The sequence below is a fragment of the Streptomyces sp. NPDC052064 genome, from assembly GCF_055585925.1.
In genome coordinates this window covers 129,632-148,594 of sequence record NZ_JBVJJE010000016.1, presented here as the reverse complement: position 1 = coordinate 148,594, position 18,963 = coordinate 129,632, and the positions used below count along the sequence as shown (strand labels likewise).

Here is an 18,963-nt window from a genome sequence, read left to right as displayed (position 1 = left end):
ATCCCCAGGTCCTGCGGACAGGGGAGGCCCCACGCCGGGGCGAGGAGGGCGGGCCATGGTGCAGAAGGCCAAGATCCTCCTGGTCGATGACCGGCCGGAGAATCTGCTTGCGCTGGAGGCGATCCTCTCTGCGCTCGATCAGACGCTGGTGCGGGCATCGTCCGGGGAGGAAGCGCTCAAAGCGCTGCTCACGGACGACTTCGCGGTCATTCTGCTGGACGTCCAGATGCCGGGCATGGACGGCTTCGAAACAGCCGCGCACATCAAGCGGCGGGAGCGGACCCGGGACATCCCGATCATCTTCCTCACCGCGATCAACCACGGACCGCACCACACGTTCCGGGGTTATGCGGCGGGCGCGGTCGACTACATCTCCAAGCCGTTCGACCCGTGGGTGCTGCGCGCGAAGGTCTCCGTCTTCGTCGAGCTGTACATGAAGAACTGCCAGCTGCGTGAGCAGGCGTCGCTGCTGCGGCTCCAGTTGGAGGGCAACGGCAAGGACGTGGACGGCGAGGCCAAGGAGTCGGCCGGGCTGCTCGCCGAGCTCTCCGCGCGGCTCGCGGCCGTCGAGGAGCAGGCCGAGGCGCTGACCAAGCAGCTCAACGACGACTCGACGGACGCGGCGGCGGTGGCCACGGCGGCTCATCTGGAGCGCAAGCTCACGGGGTTGCGGCGGGCGCTGGACGCGCTGGAGCCGGGCACCGGGAGCACATCGTCGGTGTCCTCGCAGAACTGACGCCCGGACAGGCGTGGTTGTCCGCCCATGAGCGCGCGTCAGTTCTGTGCCTCTCCCGGAGCGACACGAACGGGTGAAGCCGTAGGCACACGTGTCCCTCGTCGTCTCCCCCGGTAACCTCACACCCATGGCCTCACGTCCCTCCGCAGCCAAGAAGCCGCCCGCGAAGAAGGCGGCCGCTTCGGCGAAGGCTCCGGCGAAGAAGGCCGCTGCCAAAAAGGCCCCCGCGAAGAAGGCGCCCGCCAGGAAGGCCGCGGCGAAGAAGGCCGCGCCCAAACCGGCTCCGAGCCCGACCGGGGGCATCTACCGGCTCGTGCGCGCCCTCTGGCTCGGGGTCGCACATGCCGTCGGCGCCGTGTTCCGCGGCGTGGGGCAGGGCGCCAAGAACCTCGACCCGGCCCACCGCAAGGACGGCGTCGCCCTGCTGTTGCTCGGCATCGCGATGATCGTCGCCGCGGGCACCTGGGCCGATCTGAAGGGCCCCGTGGGCGATCTGGTCGAGATCCTGGTGACCGGCGCCTTCGGCCGGCTCGACCTGCTCGTGCCGGTCCTGCTCGCCGTCATCGCCGTACGGTTCATCCGCCACCCGGAGAAGCCCGAGGCCAACGGACGCATCGTCATCGGCCTGTCCGCGCTCGTCATCGGCGTGCTCGGCCAGGTCCACATCGCCTGCGGCTCGCCCGCGCGCGGCGACGGCATGCAGGCCATAAGGGACGCCGGCGGCCTCATCGGCTGGGCCATGGCGACCCCGCTGTCGTACGCCATGGGCGAGGTGCTCGCCGTGCCGCTGCTCGTGCTGCTGACGATCTTCGGGCTGCTGGTCGTCACGGCCACCCCGGTCAATGCCGTCCCGCAGCGGCTGCGGCACCTCGGGGTACGGCTCGGGATCGTCCGCGACCCGGTCGAGGACGAGTTCGGGGAGGACGACGAGCGCTACGAGGAGCAGTGGCGTGAGGCTCTGCCCGCCCGGCCGCGCGGCAGGCGCACGCCGGCGCCGGCGGCGTACGACCCCGACAGCGCCGAGCAGGAGGCCCTCTCCCGGCGCCGCGGCCGTCCCCGGCGGTCCGCCGTACCGCAGCCCGACATGGACCGGCCCATGGACGCCGTGGACGTCGCCGCGGCGGCGGCCGCGGCGCTCGACGGGGCCGTCCTGCACGGGATGCCACCCTCGCCGATCGTCGCCGACCTCACCCAGGGCGTGACCGTCGGGGACCGCGAGGCGACCACACCGACGCCCGTCCCGGCCGCCCGGCCCCAGCAGGAGAAGCTCAAGCAGGACAAGCCCGAGCAGGAGAAGCCGAAGGCGGGCGTCCGCGATCTCACCAAGTCCCCGCCCGCCAAGCCCCGTGACCTGCCCCCGCGCGCGGAACAGCTCCAGCTGTCCGGCGACATCACGTACGCGCTGCCGTCCCTCGACCTCCTCACGCGCGGAGGCCCCGGCAAAGCCCGCAGCGCCGCCAACGACGCCATAGTCGCCGCGCTGACCAACGTCTTCACCGAGTTCAAGGTGGACGCCAACGTCACCGGCTTCACGCGCGGGCCGACGGTCACGCGCTACGAGATCGAGCTCGGCCCCGCCGTGAAGGTCGAGCGGATCACCGCGCTGGCCAAGAACATCGCCTACGCCGTCGCCAGTCCGGACGTGCGGATCATCAGCCCGATCCCCGGCAAGTCCGCGGTCGGCATCGAGATCCCGAACACCGACCGGGAGATGGTCAACCTCGGTGACGTACTGCGGCTCGCGGAGTCCGCGGAGGACGACGACCCGATGCTGGTCGCCTTCGGCAAGGACGTCGAGGGCGGCTACGTCATGCACTCGCTGGCGAAGATGCCGCACATGCTGGTCGCCGGCGCCACCGGCTCCGGCAAGTCCTCCTGCATCAACTGCCTGATCACCTCGATCATGATGCGGGCGACCCCCGAGGACGTCCGGATGATCCTCGTCGACCCCAAGCGGGTCGAGCTGACCGCCTACGAAGGCATCCCGCACCTGATCACCCCGATCATCACCAACCCCAAGCGGGCCGCCGAGGCGCTCCAGTGGGTCGTCCGTGAGATGGACCTGCGCTACGACGACCTGGCCGCCTACGGCTACCGGCACATCGACGACTTCAACCGGGCCGTGCGCGAGGGCAAGGTCAAGCCGCCCGAGGGCAGCGAGCGCGAGCTCCAGCCGTACCCGTATCTGCTGGTCATCGTCGACGAGCTCGCCGACCTGATGATGGTCGCGCCGCGGGACGTCGAGGACGCGATCGTGCGGATCACGCAGCTCGCGCGCGCGGCCGGCATCCACCTCGTGCTCGCCACACAGCGGCCGTCGGTCGACGTCGTCACCGGCCTGATCAAGGCGAACGTGCCGTCGCGGCTGGCCTTCGCCACGTCGTCGCTGGCCGACTCGCGGGTCATCCTCGACCAGCCGGGCGCCGAAAAGCTCATCGGCAAGGGCGACGGGCTCTTCCTGCCGATGGGCGCCAACAAGCCGACCCGTATGCAGGGCGCCTTCGTGACCGAGGAGGAGATCGCGGGCGTCGTCCAGCACTGCAAGGACCAGATGGCGCCCGTCTTCCGGGACGACGTCACCGTCGGGACCAAGCAGAAGAAGGAGATCGACGAGGACATCGGCGACGACCTCGACCTGCTGTGCCAGGCGGCCGAACTGGTCGTCTCCACGCAGTTCGGATCGACGTCCATGCTCCAGCGCAAACTGCGCGTCGGCTTCGCGAAGGCCGGACGGCTGATGGACCTGATGGAGTCCCGGAACATCGTCGGACCGAGCGAGGGTTCGAAGGCGCGTGACGTTCTTGTGAAGCCTGACGAGCTGGATGGCGTGCTCGCGCTGATCCGGGGGGAGTCTGAAGGGTAGGGAAGCGGGACACGCCGGTCGCCTGGCCGAGTTGTACTGCAATCGGGTGTCCGGATCGTGACTCACCCGTAAGGGACCAGTGAGCAACCGTTTCCCTTCGGCGTACGTCAAGTTGAGGGAAGCGATAAACAGCTTCCTCACCATCGGAATGTCGGGCCATTCCGATGGCGTACAAAGTGCCACCGCCCGGTTGCCCCACCCTTTTGTACCCCCCCTAGACTGAACCTCCAGCACAGGCGGCTACACGCTCGAAAGGCGCCCCCGTGTCCATCGGCAACTCCCCTGAAGACGAGCGTCCGTTCGAAGACGAGCGCGTCGAAGAAGACCGCGAGGAAGCCCGCCCCTCCATCGGTCGTGCCCTTCAGCAGGCGCGTATCGCCGCTGGGCTGACCGTCGACGACATCAGTAGCGCCACCCGGGTCCGCATGAACATCGTGCACGCCATCGAGGCGGACGACTTCACCGCCTGCGGTGGGGACGTCTATGCCCGAGGGCACATCAGGGCCCTGGCCAAGGCTGTGCTCCTCGACCCGGCGCCGCTGCTCGCCCAGTACGGCGACGAGCACGGCGGGCGCCCGGCACCGACCCCGGCAGCTCCCCTGTTCGAGGCGGAACGCATCCGTCCGGAGCGGCGGGGGCCCAACTGGACCGCGGCCATGGTCGCCGCGATCGTCGCCGTGATCGGTTTCGTCGGGTTCACCATGTTCCAGGGCGGCGACGACAGCGCCGACGAGACGAACGTGGCCGTGGGCGCCACGCCCAGCGACTCCGCCTCCCCGACCACCAAGACCAAGAAGCCCACCGACCCCAAGCCCGAGGCGTCCGACAGCGCCATCGCGGCCGCGCCCCAGGACAAGGTGACCGTCCAGGTGGCCGCCGTCGACGGCCGCAGCTGGATCGCCGCCAAGGACCACAACGGCCGGATGATCTTCGACGGCGTCCTCAAGCAGGGCGACACCAAGACCTTCCAGGACAGCTCGAAGGTGCACGTCGTCCTCGGGGACGCCGGCGCGATCGACCTCTTCGTCAACGGCAAGAAGATCAAGGACGACTTCAAACCGGGCTCCGTGGAGCGCCTGACCTACACGAAGGGCGACCCCGAGGCCGGATAATCGGTCCGCGGGTGCGGTCACTACGGGGTTGGCCAGGAAACGGCCAACCCCGTCGACGTGGGGTGTCAGCGGGACGAAGTACTCTTGAGCCCATGCCTGAACGCCGTACCGTCGCACTCGTCACCCTTGGCTGCGCCCGTAACGAGGTGGACTCGGAGGAGCTCGCAGGCCGTTTGGAGGCGGACGGCTGGCAGCTCGTGGAGGACGCCGGGGACGCGGACGTCGCTGTCGTGAACACCTGTGGCTTCGTCGAGGCCGCCAAGAAGGACTCCGTCGACGCCCTCCTGGAGGCCAACGACCTCAAGGGACACGGCAGAACCCAGGCCGTCGTGGCGGTGGGCTGTATGGCCGAGCGGTACGGCAAGGAACTCGCCGAGGCCCTCCCCGAGGCCGACGGCGTGCTCGGGTTCGACGACTACACGGACATCTCGGACCGGCTCCAGACCATCCTCAACGGCGGCATCCACGCCGCGCACACCCCGCGCGACCGGCGCAAGCTGCTGCCGATCAGCCCGGCCGAGCGGCAGGAGTCGGCCACCGCGGTCGCACTGCCTGGGCACGCCCCGGCCGATCTTCCGGAGGGTCTCGCTCCGGCCTCCGGCCCGCGTGCGCCCCTGCGCCGCCGTCTGGACGGCTCCCCGGTCGCCTCCGTGAAGCTCGCCTCCGGCTGCGACCGACGCTGCTCCTTCTGCGCCATCCCGTCCTTCCGCGGCTCCTTCATCTCCCGCCGCCCGAGCGACGTGCTGAACGAGACGCGCTGGCTGGCCGAGCAGGGCGTGAAGGAGATCATGCTGGTCTCCGAGAACAACACCTCCTACGGCAAGGACCTCGGCGACATCCGCCTGCTGGAGTCGCTGCTGCCCGAGCTCGCCGAGGTGGACGGCATCGAGCGGGTCCGGGTGAGCTACCTCCAGCCCGCCGAGATGCGGCCGGGCCTGATCGACGTGCTGACGTCGACCCCGAAGGTCGCGCCCTACTTCGACCTCTCCTTCCAGCACTCCGCGCCGGGCGTGCTGCGCGCGATGCGCCGCTTCGGCGACACCGACCGGTTCCTGGAACTGCTCGACACGATCCGCAGCAAGGCGCCCGAGGCCGGCGTGCGCTCCAACTTCATCGTCGGCTTCCCCGGCGAGAGCGAGGCCGATCTCGCCGAGCTGGAGCGGTTCCTGAACGGCGCGCGGCTGGACGCCATCGGCGTCTTCGGCTACTCCGACGAGGAGGGCACCGAGGCGGCGACCTACGAGAACAAGCTCGACGAGGACGTCGTCGCCGAGCGGCTGGCCCGCGTCTCGCGGCTGGCCGAGGAGCTCGTCTCGCAGCGCGCCGAGGAGCGCGTCGGCCAGACGGTGCACGTGCTCGTCGAGTCCGTCGACGCCGAGGAGGGCGTGTACGGCCGCGCGGCGCACCAGGCGCCCGAGACGGACGGCCAGGTGCTGCTCACGAGCGGCGCGGGTCTGAGCAGCGGCCGTATGGTCGAGGCGAAGGTGGTCGGTACGGAGGGCGTCGACCTGGTGGCCGAGCCGCTTCAGGGCTCGTTCGCGTCGCCGGCGTGGAGTGAGGAGGCGGGCAGATGACCGGTGTTCCGGCATCCGCGGCGGGAGGCCCCTCCGGCGCGAGAAGGGCCGCGGCGGGTGCGGCCTCGGGGAAGGTTCCCGGGGCTGCGACGGGCCGTGGGGCCGCGCGGTCGGCCGAGGGCGGTGCGCCCGGTGCGGGTGACAGTGGGGCTGCCGTGGGTGACGGCTCACAGAGCGGCGCCATCGTCGACGCGCAGGACGACGGGAAGCCCGCGCGGGGCGGGAAACTGGCGGCAGCGGCCGTCAACCAGGCCAGTGTCTGGAACGTCGCCAACCTCCTGACCATGCTCCGGCTGATCCTCGTACCGGCCTTCGTCGCGCTGATGCTCGCGGACGGCGGATACGACCCGGTGTGGCGGTCCCTCGCCTGGGCGGCCTTCGCCATCGCCATGATCACCGATCTCTTCGACGGTCATCTGGCGCGCACCTACAACCTGGTCACGGACTTCGGGAAGATCGCCGACCCCATCGCCGACAAGGCGATCATGGGGGCGGCGCTGATCTGTCTGTCCGCGCTCGGCGATCTGCCGTGGTGGGTGACCGGCGTCATCCTCGGGCGGGAACTCGGGATCACCCTGCTGCGTTTTGTGGTCATCCGGTACGGCGTCATCCCCGCCAGCCGCGGAGGCAAGCTCAAGACGCTCACCCAGGGCGTGGCCGTGGGCATGTACGTCCTGGCGCTGACGGGGTGGCTGGCCACCCTGAGGTTCTGGGTGATGGCCGCGGCGGTCGTCCTGACCGTGGTGACCGGGCTCGACTATGTGAAACAGGCCATTGTGCTGCGCAGGCGGGGAATCGCCGAGCGCAAGGCCGCGTTGGAGGAGAAGGAAGCGTGAGTTCCACGGCCACCGACGTGGTGCGACTACTCACGGTGAAGGGCAGGACGCTCGCCGTCGCGGAGTCGCTGACCGGTGGTCTCGTTGCGGCGGAGATCACATCCGTCCCCGGGGCGTCCAAGGCCTTCCGGGGCTCGGTGACGGCCTACGCCACCGAACTGAAGCATGAACTGCTGGGCGTCGACGCCGCCCTCCTGGCGGCGCGAGGAGCGGTGGATCCGCAGGTCGCGGCCCAGATGGCGGCCGGAGTGCGCAAGGCGCTCGGCACCGACTGGGGCATCGCGACCACCGGTGTCGCGGGTCCCGAGCCGCAGGACGGACAGGCCGTCGGGACGGTCTTCGTCGCCGTGGACGGGCCCCTGAGGGGCGATTCCGGTTCTGCCGGCGGCGGAAAAGTGGAGGCTCTGCGGTTGAACGGCGACCGCGAGGAAATTCGTAGAGAGAGTGTACGGAGCGTACTCGCACTGCTCCTGAAGGAGCTTGCGGGCGAACAGACTGGGAATGAACGGGCACAGGATACGGAACGGAACGGGGGGTTTTGATGTTTGCAGCCCTGAGTGAACACGACATCGCTCCCCGCACGGCCGCGGCGCAAGGCGGTACGGTGGGGCGTAATGGATGCGGCTACGCGGTCCGAGGAGGGAGCCACCGATGATTCTGCTCCGTCGCCTGCTGGGTGACGTGCTGCGTCGGCAGCGCCAGCGCCAGGGCCGTACTCTGCGCGAAGTCTCCTCGTCCGCCCGAGTCTCACTCGGCTATCTCTCCGAGGTGGAGCGGGGGCAGAAGGAGGCTTCCTCCGAGCTGCTCTCCGCCATCTGCGACGCGCTGGACGTACGGATGTCCGAGCTCATGCGGGAAGTGAGCGACGAACTCGCCCTTGCCGAGCTGGCCCAGTCTGCTGCGGCCACCCCCAGCGAACCTGTGTCCACGCCGGTTCGCCCGATGCTGGGTTCTGTTTCGGTGACAGGTGTGCCACCGGAACGGGTGACCATCAAGGCGCCCGCCGAGGCGGTGGACGTCGTCGCCGCGTGAGCGTTTTACGCGGACGCGGCTGTCGCCGTGTGAGCGTGTGACGCCGACGAGGCGCTGAGAAGGTGTGGTGCGGCCCCGGCCGGGCCTCTCCGGGAGATCCGGAGGGGTGCGCCCGGGGTTTTCGCTTGCGCAGGGGCTGTTTCAACGTCGGCCTGCCCGTCGCCTTCCTGCCCGTTTTGTCTGCGTTTGCCGGTGGGGCGTGCGGCGGTCATCGTTGAGGGGATGGCGGGGGGCAGCCAACGGAGGTGCGGATGTACGTCGTGAAGAGCCCGTTGTCCGACGCGAGCCTGAAGGCCGTGTCCGAGGCGTTGCAGGGTGCCCTCGTCGACCTGGTGGACCTCGCCCTCGTGGCGAAGCAGATCCACTGGAGCGTGGTGGGGCCGCGCTTCCGTTCCGTGCATCTCCAGCTCGACGAGGTGGTCGACATCGCGCGGAAGTACTCCGACACCGTGGCGGAGCGCGCCGCGGCGCTCGGAATCCCGCCCGACGGGCGTGCCGCGACGGTGGCCGTCGGCAGTGGGATCGGCGTGACCCCCGAGGGGTGGGTCGACGACACGACCGCCGTGCGGACGCTCGTCGAGGCGCTGGGTGCGGTGATCGCGCGAATGCGGGAGCGGGTCGAGGCGACAGGTGAGCCGGACCCGGTGAGCCAGGACATCTTCATCGGGATCACGGCGGACCTGGAGAAGCATCACTGGATGTTCCAGGCCGAGAACGGGTGACCGGAGCGGGCACGACAGCGGGCGACGGGCCGGCCGGGGGGCTCGCCGCTCGCGGTTTTGCGGCTCGCGGTCTCCCAGCTCGGCGCAGTGGGGTGCGCGGTGCGCCTGTGTGCCGTTGGTGCGCCCTGTTCGCCGGCCCGAGCGGCCGAATAGCGTCGGGCTGGAGGTGGCGGCCATGGCGGGGATAGGGCGCTGGGGGGCCTGCGCAGCTGTGCTGGGGCTGGGGGCGCTGTGGTGGTGGGCGGTGCTGCGGCTGGTGGTCTCGCCCGGGGCCGGGGTGCTGGAGGCCACGGTCGCGGCCGGGGGGTGGGGGCTGAGTGTGCTGCCGGTGCATTGCGTGCCGAAGGGGCGGGCGAGCGGGGTGGTTGCTGCGGGGCGGTGGCGGAGGGTGTTGGCGGCGGGGAGTCGGGGTGTGGTGTGGCGGCGGGGGTGATGTCGGGGGTGGACTACTTCGAGGGGTCTCCGGGTGGACGGGGGTGCCTTACCAGGGCATCGTCACGCCGCCGTTCGGGCGGATGATCTGGCCCGTCGTGAAGGACGAGGCGTCGGATGCCAGGTGGAGGACCGCGTGGGCGATGTCCTCGGGGGCGCCGACCCTGCCCAGGGGTGACATGCGGGCCATGACGGCCTCGGTGTGCGTCTGGGCCTCGCTGTCGTGGCGGTCGGTCATGGGCGTACGGATCCAGCCCGGCGCGACCGCGTTGACGCGGATGCCGTGCCGGCCCACCTCGGTCGCGAGGGTCTTGGTCAGCTGGACCACTGCCGCCTTCGCCGCGCCGTAGCAGAGCAGCCCGGGGGCGCCGGTGTCGACGGCGCCCGAGGCCATGGTGACGATGCTGCCCCCTGTGCCCCGGGCGATCATCAGTCGGGCCGCCTCCTGGCAGGCGTACAGCACCCCCTTGAAGTTGACGTCGAGCACCCGGTCGAGATCGTCGTCCCGGGTCTCCAGAACCGGGCTGCTGTGCATGATCCCGGCGATCGCGGCCAGGACGTCCAGGCGTTCGTAGGAGGTGATGGCCTGCCTCAGCCGGGCGCGGTCGGTGACGTCGAGGGCGTGGGTGCGGGCGGTGCCGCCGCTGTCCTTGATCAGGGTCGCCGTCTCGTGCAGGCCCTCGGTGTCGCGGTCCGCGCAGTGCACGGTGGCGCCCGCCTCGCCGAGCAGGAGCGCCGAGGCGCGGCCGATACCGCTCGCGGCTCCGGTGACGAACGCGGTGCGGCCGGTGAGGTCGTACGCCGTGACGGGCATACAGGGACCGTACGAGCGTTTCTGACGGGTCGTCAATTGGTGCGGCTTCGCCGGGATGGGGGAGTGGCCGGGGCGGGGCCCGGCTGGCAGGTGGGGCACCAGTATGTGGGGCGTTCGCGGGAGCCGTCGCCCTGCTCGGCGACGCGGACGGAGGTGTGGCAGCGCAGGCAGGGGCGGGGAGCCCGCCCGTACACGAAGAGGTCCTGGCCGCGGCGGCCCGTCGTACTGCGGATCGGGCGGTCGCGGTTGGTCTCCAGCAGCTTCTTGGCGAGCGCGGGCAGCTGGGCGGCGTGCTCGGCGGGCAGGTCGCCGACGGGGAGCCAGGGGGTGACGCCGAGCAGGAAGCAGAGCTCACTCTTGTAGACATTGCCGATGCCGGCGAGGTTGCGCTGGTCGAGCAGGGCCTCGCCGAGGGGGCGGGCGGGGTCCTGGAGGAGATGGGCGAGGGCCCGGTCGGGGTCCCAGTCCGGGCCCAGGAGGTCGGGGCCGAGGTGGCCGACCGCGCGGTGCTCGTCGGTGGTGCGCAGGAGTTCCAGGACGGGGAGGCGGTAGCCGACGGCCGTGCGGTCGGTGTTGCCGAGGATCGCGCGGATCTGGTGGCCGGGGCCGCCGCTCCAGCGCCGGCCGTTCTCGTACACCTTCCAGGAGCCGTCCATCCGCAGGTGGGAGTGCAGGGTCAGGCCGCCCTCGACACGGGTCAGGAGGTGTTTGCCGCGCGGGGTGACGTCCAGGACCGTGCGGCCCGTGAGGTCGGCCGTGGCGAGCCGGGGCACCCTGAGGTCGCTGCGGGTCAGCACCCTGCCCGCGAGGGCGCCGTGCAGTCGCCTCGCGGTCTGCCAGACGGTGTCACCTTCGGGCATGGGTCAAGGGTGGCACGTCCCCGGGACGATCAGGCGCGGAGGCGGAGGCCTCGGGGGGTTGCGATGAAACCCGCTCCTTCCAGAAGGGTGCCGATGGGGGAGGTCAGGGCCTGGGCGCCGTTGACGCGCTCCACCGTGACCGTGCCGAGGGAGCCCGCGCGGGCGGCTGCGGCGAGTGCCTCGGCTGAGGCGTGGAGGCGGGGATCGTCGGTGGGGTCGCCGTCCGGGTCGGTGGCCCAGGCCAGCAGGGTCTTGCCGCCGCGCTCCATGTAGAGCGTCAGCTCCCCGTCGACGAGCACCACCAGGGAGCCCGCCTTGCGGCCCGGCTTGTGCCCGGCGCCGGTCGGGGGCTCGGGCCAGGCCAGGGCGGCACCGTACGCGTTCGCCGGATCGGCGGCGGCGAGGACGACGGCCCGGGAGGCGGGGTCCGGGCGGGTGCGGCGGCCCGGGAACCCGGGGGCGTACGGTGTGCCTCCGCCGTTCTGCCATGGCGGGCCCTGCGGGGCGTAGTCCCGGGGCGAGATGTACTCGTCCCGGGACGGTTGCGGGGCCGGGGTGACGTAGGCGGGGCCGAGGCCGGGGAAGCCGTCGGGGCCGGGGTCGTCGGGGTGGTCGTTGGAAGGGAGCGAGTCGTCCTGCCCGGCGAAGTCATGGGCGGGGAACGGATCGAGGTCGGGGCCCGGAGGGGGGCCGGGCAGGTCTTCGCCGCGGTCGCGGGCGTTGGACACCGCGCGCAGGCGGTCCACGGCACCGTCCATCGCGAACTGTGCGGCACCGAGGCCCTCCACCACGTAGCCGCGGCGGGCCTGGCCGCTCTCCTCGAAGGCGGACAGCACGCGGTACGTCGCCGAGAACCCGCCCTCGACGCCCTCCGCCGAGACCGCGCCCCTGGTCACCACGCCGTGCCGGTCGAGGAGGGTGCGGGCGAGGGCGTGGGCCCGCACCGTGGGGTCCGGCTCGTGGGCCGGGAGCAGGGACCAGCGGCCGGCGACGGTCGGCGGGCCGGAGCGGGAGGCGGGGCGGGCCGCGGCCGTCAGGGAGCCGTAGCGGCCGCGTGGGACCGCGCGCTTGGCGCGGTGGGCCGTGGAGCCGGCGGTGCGGCCCGAGCCGAGCAGGGAGCGCATGGGAGCGAGCGTGTCGTTGGTCAGGCGTCCGGACCAGGCCAGGTCCCAGAGGACGTCGGCCAGTTGGGGATCGGTGGCGTCGGGGTGGGTGGTGGCGCGGACCTGGTCGGCGATCTGGCGGAAGAACAGGCCGTAGCCGCCGGAGAGGACGTCCAGGACGGACTGGTGGAGAGCGGTCAGCTCCAAGGGGTGCGGGGGCGGCAGGAGCAGAGGGGCCGCGTCCGCCAGGTAGAGGGAGACCCAGCCGTCCTTGCCGGGGAGGGAGCCCGCCCCGGCCCAGACCACCTCTCCGGCGGCGGTGAGCTCGTCCAGCATGGCCGGGTTGTAATTCACGACCCGGGAAGGCAGGACCAGCTTCTCCAGGGCGGAGGCGGGCACGGACGCGCCCTGCACCTGCTCGATGGCGCGCACCAGGCCGTCGACGCCGCGCAGGGAGTGCCCCTTGCCGATGTGCTGCCACTGGGGAAGGAACTGGGCGAGCGCGGCCGGCGGCACCGGCTCCAGCTCATGGCGCAGGGCGGCCAGCGAGCGGCGGCGCAGCCGGCGCAGCACGGCCGCGTCGCACCACTCCTGGCCGATCCCGGCCGGGTGGAACTCGCCCTGGACGACCCGGCCCGCCGCGGCCAGCCGCTGGAGGGCGCCCTCGGTGACGGCCACGCCCAGGCCGAAGCGGGCCGCGGCCGTGGTCGAGGTGAACGGGCCATGGGTGCGGGCGTGGCGCGCGAGGAGGTCGCCGAGCGGGTCCTTGACGGGCTCCGTGAAGGCCTCCGGGACGCCGACCGGCAGGGCGGTGCCCAATGCGTCGCGCAGCCGGCCCGCGTCCTCGATCGCCGCCCAGTGATCGCTGCCCGCGATCCGGACCCGGATGGCACGGCGGGCGCCGGCCAGCTCCTGAGCCCATTGCGGTTCGGCGCCCCGCTCGGCCAGCTCCGCCTCCGTGAGCGGGCCGAGGAGGCGGAGGAGGTCCGCGACGCCTTCGGCGTCCTTGACGCGGCGGTCCTCGGTCAGCCACTGAAGCTCCCGCTCCAGCTCCGTCAGCACCTCCGCGTCGAGCAGCTCACGCAGCTCCGCCTGGCCCAGCAGCTCGGCGAGCAGCCGTGAGTCGAGCGACAGGGCCGCGGCGCGGCGCTCGGCGAGCGGAGAGTCTCCCTCGTACAGGAACTGGGCGACGTAGCCGAAGAGGAGGGAGCGCGCGAAGGGGGACGGCTCGGGTGTGGTGACCTCGACGAGGCGCACCTTGCGGGACTCCAGGTCGCCCATCAGCTCGACGAGACCGGGGACGTCGAAGACGTCCTGGAGGCACTCGCGGACCGCCTCCAGGACGATCGGGAAGGAGCCGAACTCGCTCGCCACCTGGAGCAGCTGGGAGGCGCGCTGGCGCTGCTGCCACAGCGGCGTGCGCTTGCCCGGGTTGCGGCGCGGCAGCAGCAGCGCGCGGGCGGCGCACTCGCGGAACCGGGCCGCGAACAGGGCCGAGCTGCCCACCTGGTCGGTGACGACCTGGTCGACCTCGCCCTTGTCGAAGACCACGTCCGCCGCGCCGACCGGCGCCTGCTCGGCGTCGTACTCCCGGCCCATCTTGACCGGCTCCTGGTCGAGCAGGTCCAGGCCCATCAGGTCGGCGTCCGGCAGGCGCAGCACGATGCCGTCGTCGGCGTGCATGACCTGCGCGTCCATGCCGTACCGCTCGGAGAGCTTCGCGCCGAGCGCGAGGGCCCAGGGGGCGTGCACCTGGGCGCCGAAGGGGGAGTGCACGACCACGCGCCAGTCGCCGAGCTCGTCCCGGAAGCGCTCCACGACGATCGTCCGGTCGTCCGGGACGTGTCCGCACGCCTCACGCTGCTCGTCCAGGTACGAGAGCACGTTGTCGGCCGCCCAGGCGTCCAGGCCCGCGGCGAGGAGGCGGAGCCGTGCGTCGTCCTTGGGCAGCGAGCCGACCTCGCGCAGGAACGCGCCCACCGCCCGGCCCAGTTCGAGCGGGCGGCCCAGCTGGTCGCCCTTCCAGAAGGGCAGCCGGCCCGGTACGCCCGGGGCCGGGGAGACCAGGACGCGGTCGCGGGTGATGTCCTCGATGCGCCAGGAGCTCGTGCCCAGCGTGAAGACGTCGCCCACACGGGACTCGTAGACCATCTCCTCGTCGAGTTCGCCGACCCGGCCGCCGCCCTTCTTGGGATCGGCGCCGGCGAGGAAGACGCCGAAGAGGCCGCGGTCGGGGATCGTCCCCCCGGAGGTGACGGCGAGGCGCTGTGCGCCGGGGCGGCCCGTGATCTCGCCGGTGACGCGGTCCCACACCACGCGCGGGCGCAGCTCGGCGAAGGCGTCGGACGGGTAGCGGCCGGCCAGCATGTCGAGGACCGCCGTGAAGGCGGACTCGGGGAGCGAGGCGAAGGGGGCGGCCCGTCGGACGGCGGCGAGGAGGTCGTCGAACTGCCAGGTGTCCAAGGCCGTCATGGCGACGATCTGCTGGGCCAGGACGTCCAACGGGTTGGCGGGGACCCTGAGGGACTCGATGGCGCCGGTACGCATGCGTTCGGTGACCACCGCCGCCTGGACCAGGTCGCCGCGGTACTTCGGGAAGACCACGCCGGTGGAGACCGCGCCCACCTGGTGGCCTGCCCGGCCGACGCGTTGCAGGCCGGAGGCCACCGAGGGGGGTGATTCGACCTGGACCACCAGGTCGACCGCGCCCATGTCGATGCCCAGTTCGAGACTGGACGTGGCGACGACCGCGGGGAGGCGGCCCGCCTTGAGGTCCTCCTCGACGAGGGCACGCTGCTCTTTGGACACCGAGCCGTGGTGGGCGCGGGCGATGACCTGCGGCGCGCCCTGGGCGGCGCCGGAGCCGCCCATGAGCTCGGCGGGGGAGTGGTGCTCGTCGAGGGTCTCGCCCGTGGCTCGCTCGTACGCGATCTCGTTCAGTCGGTTGCACAGGCGCTCCGCGAGGCGGCGGGAGTTCGCGAAGACGATCGTGGAGCGGTGGGACTGGACGAGGTCGGTGATCCGCTCCTCCACATGCGGCCAGATCGACGGGCGCTCGGCGCCCTCCGAGCCGTCCGCCACCGGGGAGCCGCCCAGCTCGCCCAGGTCCTCGACCGGGACGACCACGGAGAGGTCGAACTCCTTGCCCGACTCCGGCTGGACGATCTCCACCTTGCGGCGGGGGGAGAGGAAACGGGCCACCTCGTCGACCGGGCGGACCGTCGCGGAGAGGCCGATGCGGCGGGCGGGCTTCGGGAGGAGGTCGTCCAGCCGCTCCAGGGAGAGCGCTAGGTGGGCGCCGCGCTTGGTGCCGGCGACCGCGTGCACCTCGTCGAGGATCACCGTTTCCACGCCGGTCAGCGCGTCGCGCGTGGCCGAGGTCAGCATCAGGAACAGTGATTCGGGCGTGGTGATCAGGATGTCCGGCGGGCGGGTGGACAGGGCGCGGCGCTCGGCGGCCGGGGTGTCGCCCGAGCGGATGCCCACCTTGACCTCGGGCTCGGGCAGGCCCATGCGTACGGACTCCTGGCGGATGCCGGTCAGCGGGCTGCGGAGATTGCGCTCGACGTCCACGGCCAGGGCCTTCAGGGGGGAGATGTACAGGACCCGGCAGCGTTTCCCGGGGTCGGCGGGGGGAGGGGTGGAGGCGAGCTGGTCCAGGGCGGCGAGGAAGGCGGCCAGGGTCTTGCCGGAGCCGGTGGGGGCGACGACCAGCACGTCCGAGCCCTGGTGGATGGCCTGCCACGCGCCGGCCTGGGCGGTGGTGGGCGCGGAGAAGGCGCCCGTGAACCAGGCGCGGGTCGCGGGGGAGAAGGCGTCCAGGGCTCGGTGTGCGTTGCTGGCCATGCGTCCATCGTGCACCTCGCCACTGACAACGGGTGTCTGCGGCGGTCGGGCCGGGGCGCGCCCGACCGCCGGGGGCGTGTCGGTGCGTGCGGGTGCGTGAGGCTTGCCGCCGTGTGTTCGGGGCCGCGGACAATGGTCGTATGAACGAGCGCGCGCGGCATTGGCAGTACGACGAGCTGCCGGGGGTGGATCTGCTGCGGGCCCGGTATGTGCGGAAGACGTTCGTGCGGCATACGCACGAGAACTTCGTGATCGCCGCCATCGCCGACGGGGTGGAGGTGTTTCACCACGGTGGGGGCGATCAGTACGCGGGGGCCGGGGCTCTCGCGCTGGTGAATCCGGATACTCCGCACACCGGGCGGGCCGGTGTGCCCGAGGGGTGGCGGTACGGGGCCGTGTATCCGTCCGTCGATGTGGTGGCGGAGATCGCGGCCGAGACCACGGCGCTGCGGGGGACACCGGGGTTCATCAGCCCGGTGGTGGATGATCCGTATGCCGCCGGGCTGGTGCATCAGGTGCTGCGGGCCGCCGACGAGGGCAATGCGTTGGCCGCGGACACGCTGCTTCGGGTCGCCGTGACCAGGTTGCTGCGGCTGAACGGTGGACCCGTGCCGCGGCGGGAGGTGCGGACGGCCGGGGCCCGGATCGCGGCACGCGCGCGTGCGGTGCTGGAGGAGCGGATGGCGCGGCCGCCGAGCCTGGAGCGGTTGGCGGCTGAGCTCGGGACCAGTCCGTTCGCGTTGCTGCGGGCCTTTCGGGGCGCCTACGGGATGCCGCCGCACGCGTGGCTCACGGATGCGCGGGTACGGCGGGCGCGGCGGCTGCTGGACCTGGGGACGGCGCCCTCGGAGGTCGCCGTCGCCGTTGGGTTCACCGATCAGCCGCATCTCAACCGGCACTTCAGCCGGATGGTCGGGGTGCCTCCGGGGGCCTACCAGCGGGAGCGCAAGAACGTACAAGACCTGCGGTGCGGCTCCTCGTAGCGTGCGGGGCGTGGCAGAACGGACAGCTTTCAGAGATACAGATACCGGTGGGAAGGCGGACCGTGCGGTCGTGCGGGACGCGCTGGGCGTCGGGGTGGCCGTCGGGCTCTCCGGGTTCGCCTTCGGGGTGACGTCGGCCGGCGGCGGACTCTCGCTGATGCAGACGTGCGCGCTCAGTCTGCTGGTGTTCACCGGGGCATCCCAGTTCGCCCTGGTGGGAGCCCTCGCGGCCGGTGGCGGCCCGTTCACGGCGGCTGCCGGGGCCTTCTTCCTGGGCGTGCGGAACGCCTTCTACGGCCTGCGTCTGTCGCAGTTGCTGGCCCTCCCGCGCGCGGTGCGGCCCTTCGCCGCCCAGTGGGTGATCGACGAGACGGCCGCCGTCGCCCTGGCACAGCCCACGCGGCGCGGGGCGCGGATCGGGTTCGTCGTGACCGGTCTGAGCCTGTACGTGCTGTGGAACCTCACCACGCTGCTCGGTGCTCTGGGCGCCGGGGCCATCGGGGACACCGACGCGTGGGGGCTGGACGCCGCGGGGCCCGCGGTGTTTCTGGCGCTGCTCGCGCCGATGCTGAAGACCGGCACCGAGCGGGCCGTCGCCGGGCTCGCCGTGCTGCTGGGGCTCGGGCTGCTGCCCGTGCTGCCCGCCGGTGTGCCGGTTCTGATGGCCGCGCTGGCGGCGCCCGTCGTGCTCTGGGCGGACGGCCGGCGCAAGGGGCAGGGGGATCAGGGGTGAACGTCTGGATCGCGATCGGTGTGACCGTCCTCGGGTGCTACGCCGTCAAGCTGGCAGGGCTGCTGGTGCCCGCCGGGGCTCTTGAACGGCCCGTCGTGAAGCGCCTTGCCGCGTTGCTGCCCGTCGCCCTGCTGGCGGCCCTCACGGCCCAGCAGACCTTCGCCGACGGGCAGGTGCTGGTCCTGGACGCGCGGGCCGCCGGGGTCGGAGCCGCAGCCGTGGCGCTGGCGCTGCGCGCCCCGTTCCTGCTCGTCGTCGCGGCGGCCGTGCTGGTGACCGCAGGGGTGCGGGCCATGGGTGTGGGGTGATCAGCCGACGGGGCGGCCGTGGGCCCGGAGCGAGCGCAGGGCCTCGACCGTCACCACGGGGCGTGCCTCCAGGGCGGGCGCCGGGGCCCACTGGCGCCATCGGACGGGCCAGCCGCCGTCCTCCTGCTGCTGGGCCGCGAGGTGGTCCAGGGAGCGCGCCATCTCGTCATCGGTGAACCACGCGCGCGCGAGCGACTGCGGGGTCCTCGCGTAGTCGTACGGGAAGTGGTGCTCCCCCGGGGCGTAGCCGGGGGAGACCGGATACGTGTCCAGGTCGTCGGGATCCAGGGCCGCGAGGCGGTGTGCGCGTACGAGGCGGCCCAGGCGGTCGGCTGCCGCCTCCGCGCGCGGGCGGTCCGGGGCGGAGTCGAGGAAGGCCACGGCGGCCTCGATCTCGTACGGGTGGGACTCCTCCAGGGACTCGACCGCCTGCCAGCAGAAGTCCGTGGCCCGGAACAGCCAGGCGTGCCACACCTCGTTGCGGTGCAGCAGCCCCACCACCGGCCCGGTGGCCAGGAGAGCGCTGGGCGGGTCGTCCACGACCGGCACGAAGGGGGCCGTCGGGTAGCCGCGCTGGCTCGGATGGATCGCCGGGAGGGCACCGTCCGCCGTGGAGACGGACGTCAGGTAGCGGCAGATGCGTTCCACACGCTGCCCGGCGCAGCGTCCCACGGCGTCCAGGACGCGCAGGGCGTGTGCGGTGTGCAGCGGCTGGCTGACCGGACCGCGCAGATCGGGCTCCAGCGCGTGGCCGTACCCGCCGTCCTCGTTGCGGTAGGCGTCCAGGGCGGTCTCCACCGGGTCGGCAGCGCCGCTCCGGAAGTGGTGGGCGAAGAGGCGCTGCTCGAGCACGCGCGCGGTGAGCCAGACGAAGCGTTCCGCGCGCGCCACGGGGGTGTGCGGCGGGTGTGACGGGGGGAGTGGGGGAACTCCTGTTTCGGCCATGGGTCAGACCGTAGGGCGGAAAACGGTGCCGGCAGGCGGTCCCGGCTCAGGCCCACCCCCACGG

General features: G+C 72.2%; 15 protein-coding genes and 1 pseudogene. 12 read left to right on the top strand and 4 right to left on the bottom strand.

Features of this window, described 5'->3' with window-relative positions; genetic code table 11:
• Positions 1 to 55: 55 nt before the first annotated feature.
• The 9 genes from ACZ6TU_RS35170 to ACZ6TU_RS35130 all read left to right on the top strand — a co-directional run bounded on the left by ACZ6TU_RS35170 (position 56) and on the right by ACZ6TU_RS35130 (position 9,308).
• The gene (locus tag ACZ6TU_RS35170) at positions 56 to 736 is read left to right on the top strand and encodes a response regulator (RefSeq protein ID WP_467681123.1); all 681 of its coding nucleotides are present in this window, start codon (positions 56 to 58) and stop codon (positions 734 to 736) included.
• A gap of 127 nt (positions 737 to 863) precedes the next feature.
• Positions 864 to 3,599 carry a DNA translocase FtsK gene (locus tag ACZ6TU_RS35165; RefSeq protein ID WP_467681121.1) on the top strand — a complete coding sequence of 912 codons (2,736 nt, stop codon included), beginning with the start codon at positions 864 to 866 and terminating at the stop codon, positions 3,597 to 3,599.
• A gap of 263 nt (positions 3,600 to 3,862) precedes the next feature.
• Positions 3,863 to 4,711 carry a helix-turn-helix domain-containing protein gene (locus ACZ6TU_RS35160; RefSeq protein ID WP_467681119.1) on the top strand — a complete coding sequence of 283 codons (849 nt, stop codon included), beginning with the start codon at positions 3,863 to 3,865 and terminating at the stop codon, positions 4,709 to 4,711.
• 92 nt (positions 4,712 to 4,803) lie between these two features.
• Positions 4,804 to 6,285: a 30S ribosomal protein S12 methylthiotransferase RimO gene (gene rimO / locus ACZ6TU_RS35155; RefSeq protein WP_467681117.1), complete on the top strand. Its 1,482-nt coding sequence runs from the start codon at positions 4,804 to 4,806 to the stop codon at positions 6,283 to 6,285.
• On the top strand, positions 6,282 to 7,121 hold the full coding sequence (pgsA, locus tag ACZ6TU_RS35150) for a CDP-diacylglycerol--glycerol-3-phosphate 3-phosphatidyltransferase (protein ID WP_467681115.1): 840 nt from the start codon (positions 6,282 to 6,284) through the stop codon (positions 7,119 to 7,121). Before rimO ends, pgsA begins: the two co-directional genes overlap by 4 nt.
• Positions 7,118 to 7,663: a CinA family protein gene (locus tag ACZ6TU_RS35145; RefSeq protein ID WP_467681113.1), complete on the top strand. Its 546-nt coding sequence runs from the start codon at positions 7,118 to 7,120 to the stop codon at positions 7,661 to 7,663. Before pgsA ends, ACZ6TU_RS35145 begins: the two co-directional genes overlap by 4 nt.
• 109 nt (positions 7,664 to 7,772) lie before the next feature.
• On the top strand, positions 7,773 to 8,153 hold the full coding sequence (locus ACZ6TU_RS35140) for a helix-turn-helix domain-containing protein (protein WP_363289930.1): 381 nt from the start codon (positions 7,773 to 7,775) through the stop codon (positions 8,151 to 8,153).
• Between the two features lie 251 nt (positions 8,154 to 8,404).
• Complete coding sequence (locus ACZ6TU_RS35135; protein WP_467681111.1) at positions 8,405 to 8,875, top strand: Dps family protein; 471 nt, start codon at positions 8,405 to 8,407, stop codon at positions 8,873 to 8,875.
• Positions 8,876 to 9,050: 175 nt separating this feature from the next.
• The gene (locus ACZ6TU_RS35130) at positions 9,051 to 9,308 is read left to right on the top strand and encodes a hypothetical protein (RefSeq protein ID WP_467681109.1); all 258 of its coding nucleotides are present in this window, start codon (positions 9,051 to 9,053) and stop codon (positions 9,306 to 9,308) included.
• Between the two features lie 48 nt (positions 9,309 to 9,356).
• Here the strand turns inward: ACZ6TU_RS35130 and ACZ6TU_RS35125 are convergent, their stop codons facing one another.
• From ACZ6TU_RS35125 to ACZ6TU_RS35115, 3 genes are read right to left on the bottom strand one after another with little or no spacing between them, the layout of a single operon-like run.
• Entirely contained in the window at positions 9,357 to 10,121 is a 765-nt protein-coding gene (locus ACZ6TU_RS35125; RefSeq protein ID WP_469552917.1) for an SDR family NAD(P)-dependent oxidoreductase, read from the bottom strand.
• A gap of 32 nt (positions 10,122 to 10,153) precedes the next feature.
• Positions 10,154 to 10,981: an Fpg/Nei family DNA glycosylase gene (locus ACZ6TU_RS35120; RefSeq protein ID WP_469552915.1), complete on the bottom strand. Its 828-nt coding sequence runs from the start codon at positions 10,979 to 10,981 to the stop codon at positions 10,154 to 10,156.
• 29 nt (positions 10,982 to 11,010) lie between these two features.
• A complete protein-coding gene (locus ACZ6TU_RS35115) occupies positions 11,011 to 15,930 on the bottom strand; it encodes an ATP-dependent helicase (RefSeq protein ID WP_469552913.1) in 4,920 nt (1,639 codons plus the stop codon).
• Positions 15,931 to 16,070: 140 nt separating this feature from the next.
• Between ACZ6TU_RS35115 and ACZ6TU_RS35110 the strand changes: the two are divergent.
• The 3 genes and pseudogenes from ACZ6TU_RS35110 to ACZ6TU_RS35100 all read left to right on the top strand — a co-directional run.
• Positions 16,071 to 17,038 (top strand): annotated as a pseudogene (locus ACZ6TU_RS35110) (AraC family transcriptional regulator); the annotation flags it as partial.
• Positions 16,924 to 17,646 carry an AzlC family ABC transporter permease gene (locus ACZ6TU_RS35105; protein ID WP_467681102.1) on the top strand — a complete coding sequence of 241 codons (723 nt, stop codon included), beginning with the start codon at positions 16,924 to 16,926 and terminating at the stop codon, positions 17,644 to 17,646. The pseudogene ACZ6TU_RS35110 and the gene ACZ6TU_RS35105, both read left to right, overlap by 115 nt.
• Positions 17,643 to 17,954, top strand: coding sequence for an AzlD domain-containing protein (locus ACZ6TU_RS35100; protein WP_467681100.1), 312 nt, complete (start codon positions 17,643 to 17,645; stop codon positions 17,952 to 17,954). The genes ACZ6TU_RS35105 and ACZ6TU_RS35100 overlap by 4 nt, the downstream gene beginning before the upstream one ends.
• On the opposite strand, the gene ACZ6TU_RS35095 is transcribed toward ACZ6TU_RS35100, so the two are convergent.
• Positions 17,955 to 18,899 (bottom strand): prenyltransferase/squalene oxidase repeat-containing protein, encoded by a 945-nt coding sequence (locus tag ACZ6TU_RS35095; protein ID WP_469552910.1) that lies wholly within the window; start codon positions 18,897 to 18,899, stop codon positions 17,955 to 17,957.
• Positions 18,900 to 18,963: the final 64 nt, after the last annotated feature.

Excerpts from the sequence above, each read along its gene's own strand:
- ACZ6TU_RS35170 (WP_467681123.1), top strand. The coding sequence starts at position 56 with ATGGTGCAGAAGGCCAAGATCCTCCTGGTCGATGACCGGCCGGAGAAT.
- ACZ6TU_RS35165 (WP_467681121.1), top strand. The coding sequence starts at position 864 with ATGGCCTCACGTCCCTCCGCAGCCAAGAAGCCGCCCGCGAAGAAGGCG.
- rimO (WP_467681117.1), top strand. The coding sequence starts at position 4,804 with ATGCCTGAACGCCGTACCGTCGCACTCGTCACCCTTGGCTGCGCCCGT.
- pgsA (WP_467681115.1), top strand. The coding sequence starts at position 6,282 with ATGACCGGTGTTCCGGCATCCGCGGCGGGAGGCCCCTCCGGCGCGAGA.
- ACZ6TU_RS35140 (WP_363289930.1), top strand. The coding sequence starts at position 7,773 with ATGATTCTGCTCCGTCGCCTGCTGGGTGACGTGCTGCGTCGGCAGCGC.
- ACZ6TU_RS35135 (WP_467681111.1), top strand. The coding sequence starts at position 8,405 with ATGTACGTCGTGAAGAGCCCGTTGTCCGACGCGAGCCTGAAGGCCGTG.
- ACZ6TU_RS35130 (WP_467681109.1), top strand. The coding sequence starts at position 9,051 with ATGGCGGGGATAGGGCGCTGGGGGGCCTGCGCAGCTGTGCTGGGGCTG.
- ACZ6TU_RS35125 (WP_469552917.1), bottom strand. The coding sequence starts at position 10,121 with ATGCCCGTCACGGCGTACGACCTCACCGGCCGCACCGCGTTCGTCACC.
- ACZ6TU_RS35120 (WP_469552915.1), bottom strand. The coding sequence starts at position 10,981 with ATGCCCGAAGGTGACACCGTCTGGCAGACCGCGAGGCGACTGCACGGC.
- ACZ6TU_RS35115 (WP_469552913.1), bottom strand. The coding sequence starts at position 15,930 with ATGGCCAGCAACGCACACCGAGCCCTGGACGCCTTCTCCCCCGCGACC.
- ACZ6TU_RS35095 (WP_469552910.1), bottom strand. The coding sequence starts at position 18,899 with ATGGCCGAAACAGGAGTTCCCCCACTCCCCCCGTCACACCCGCCGCAC.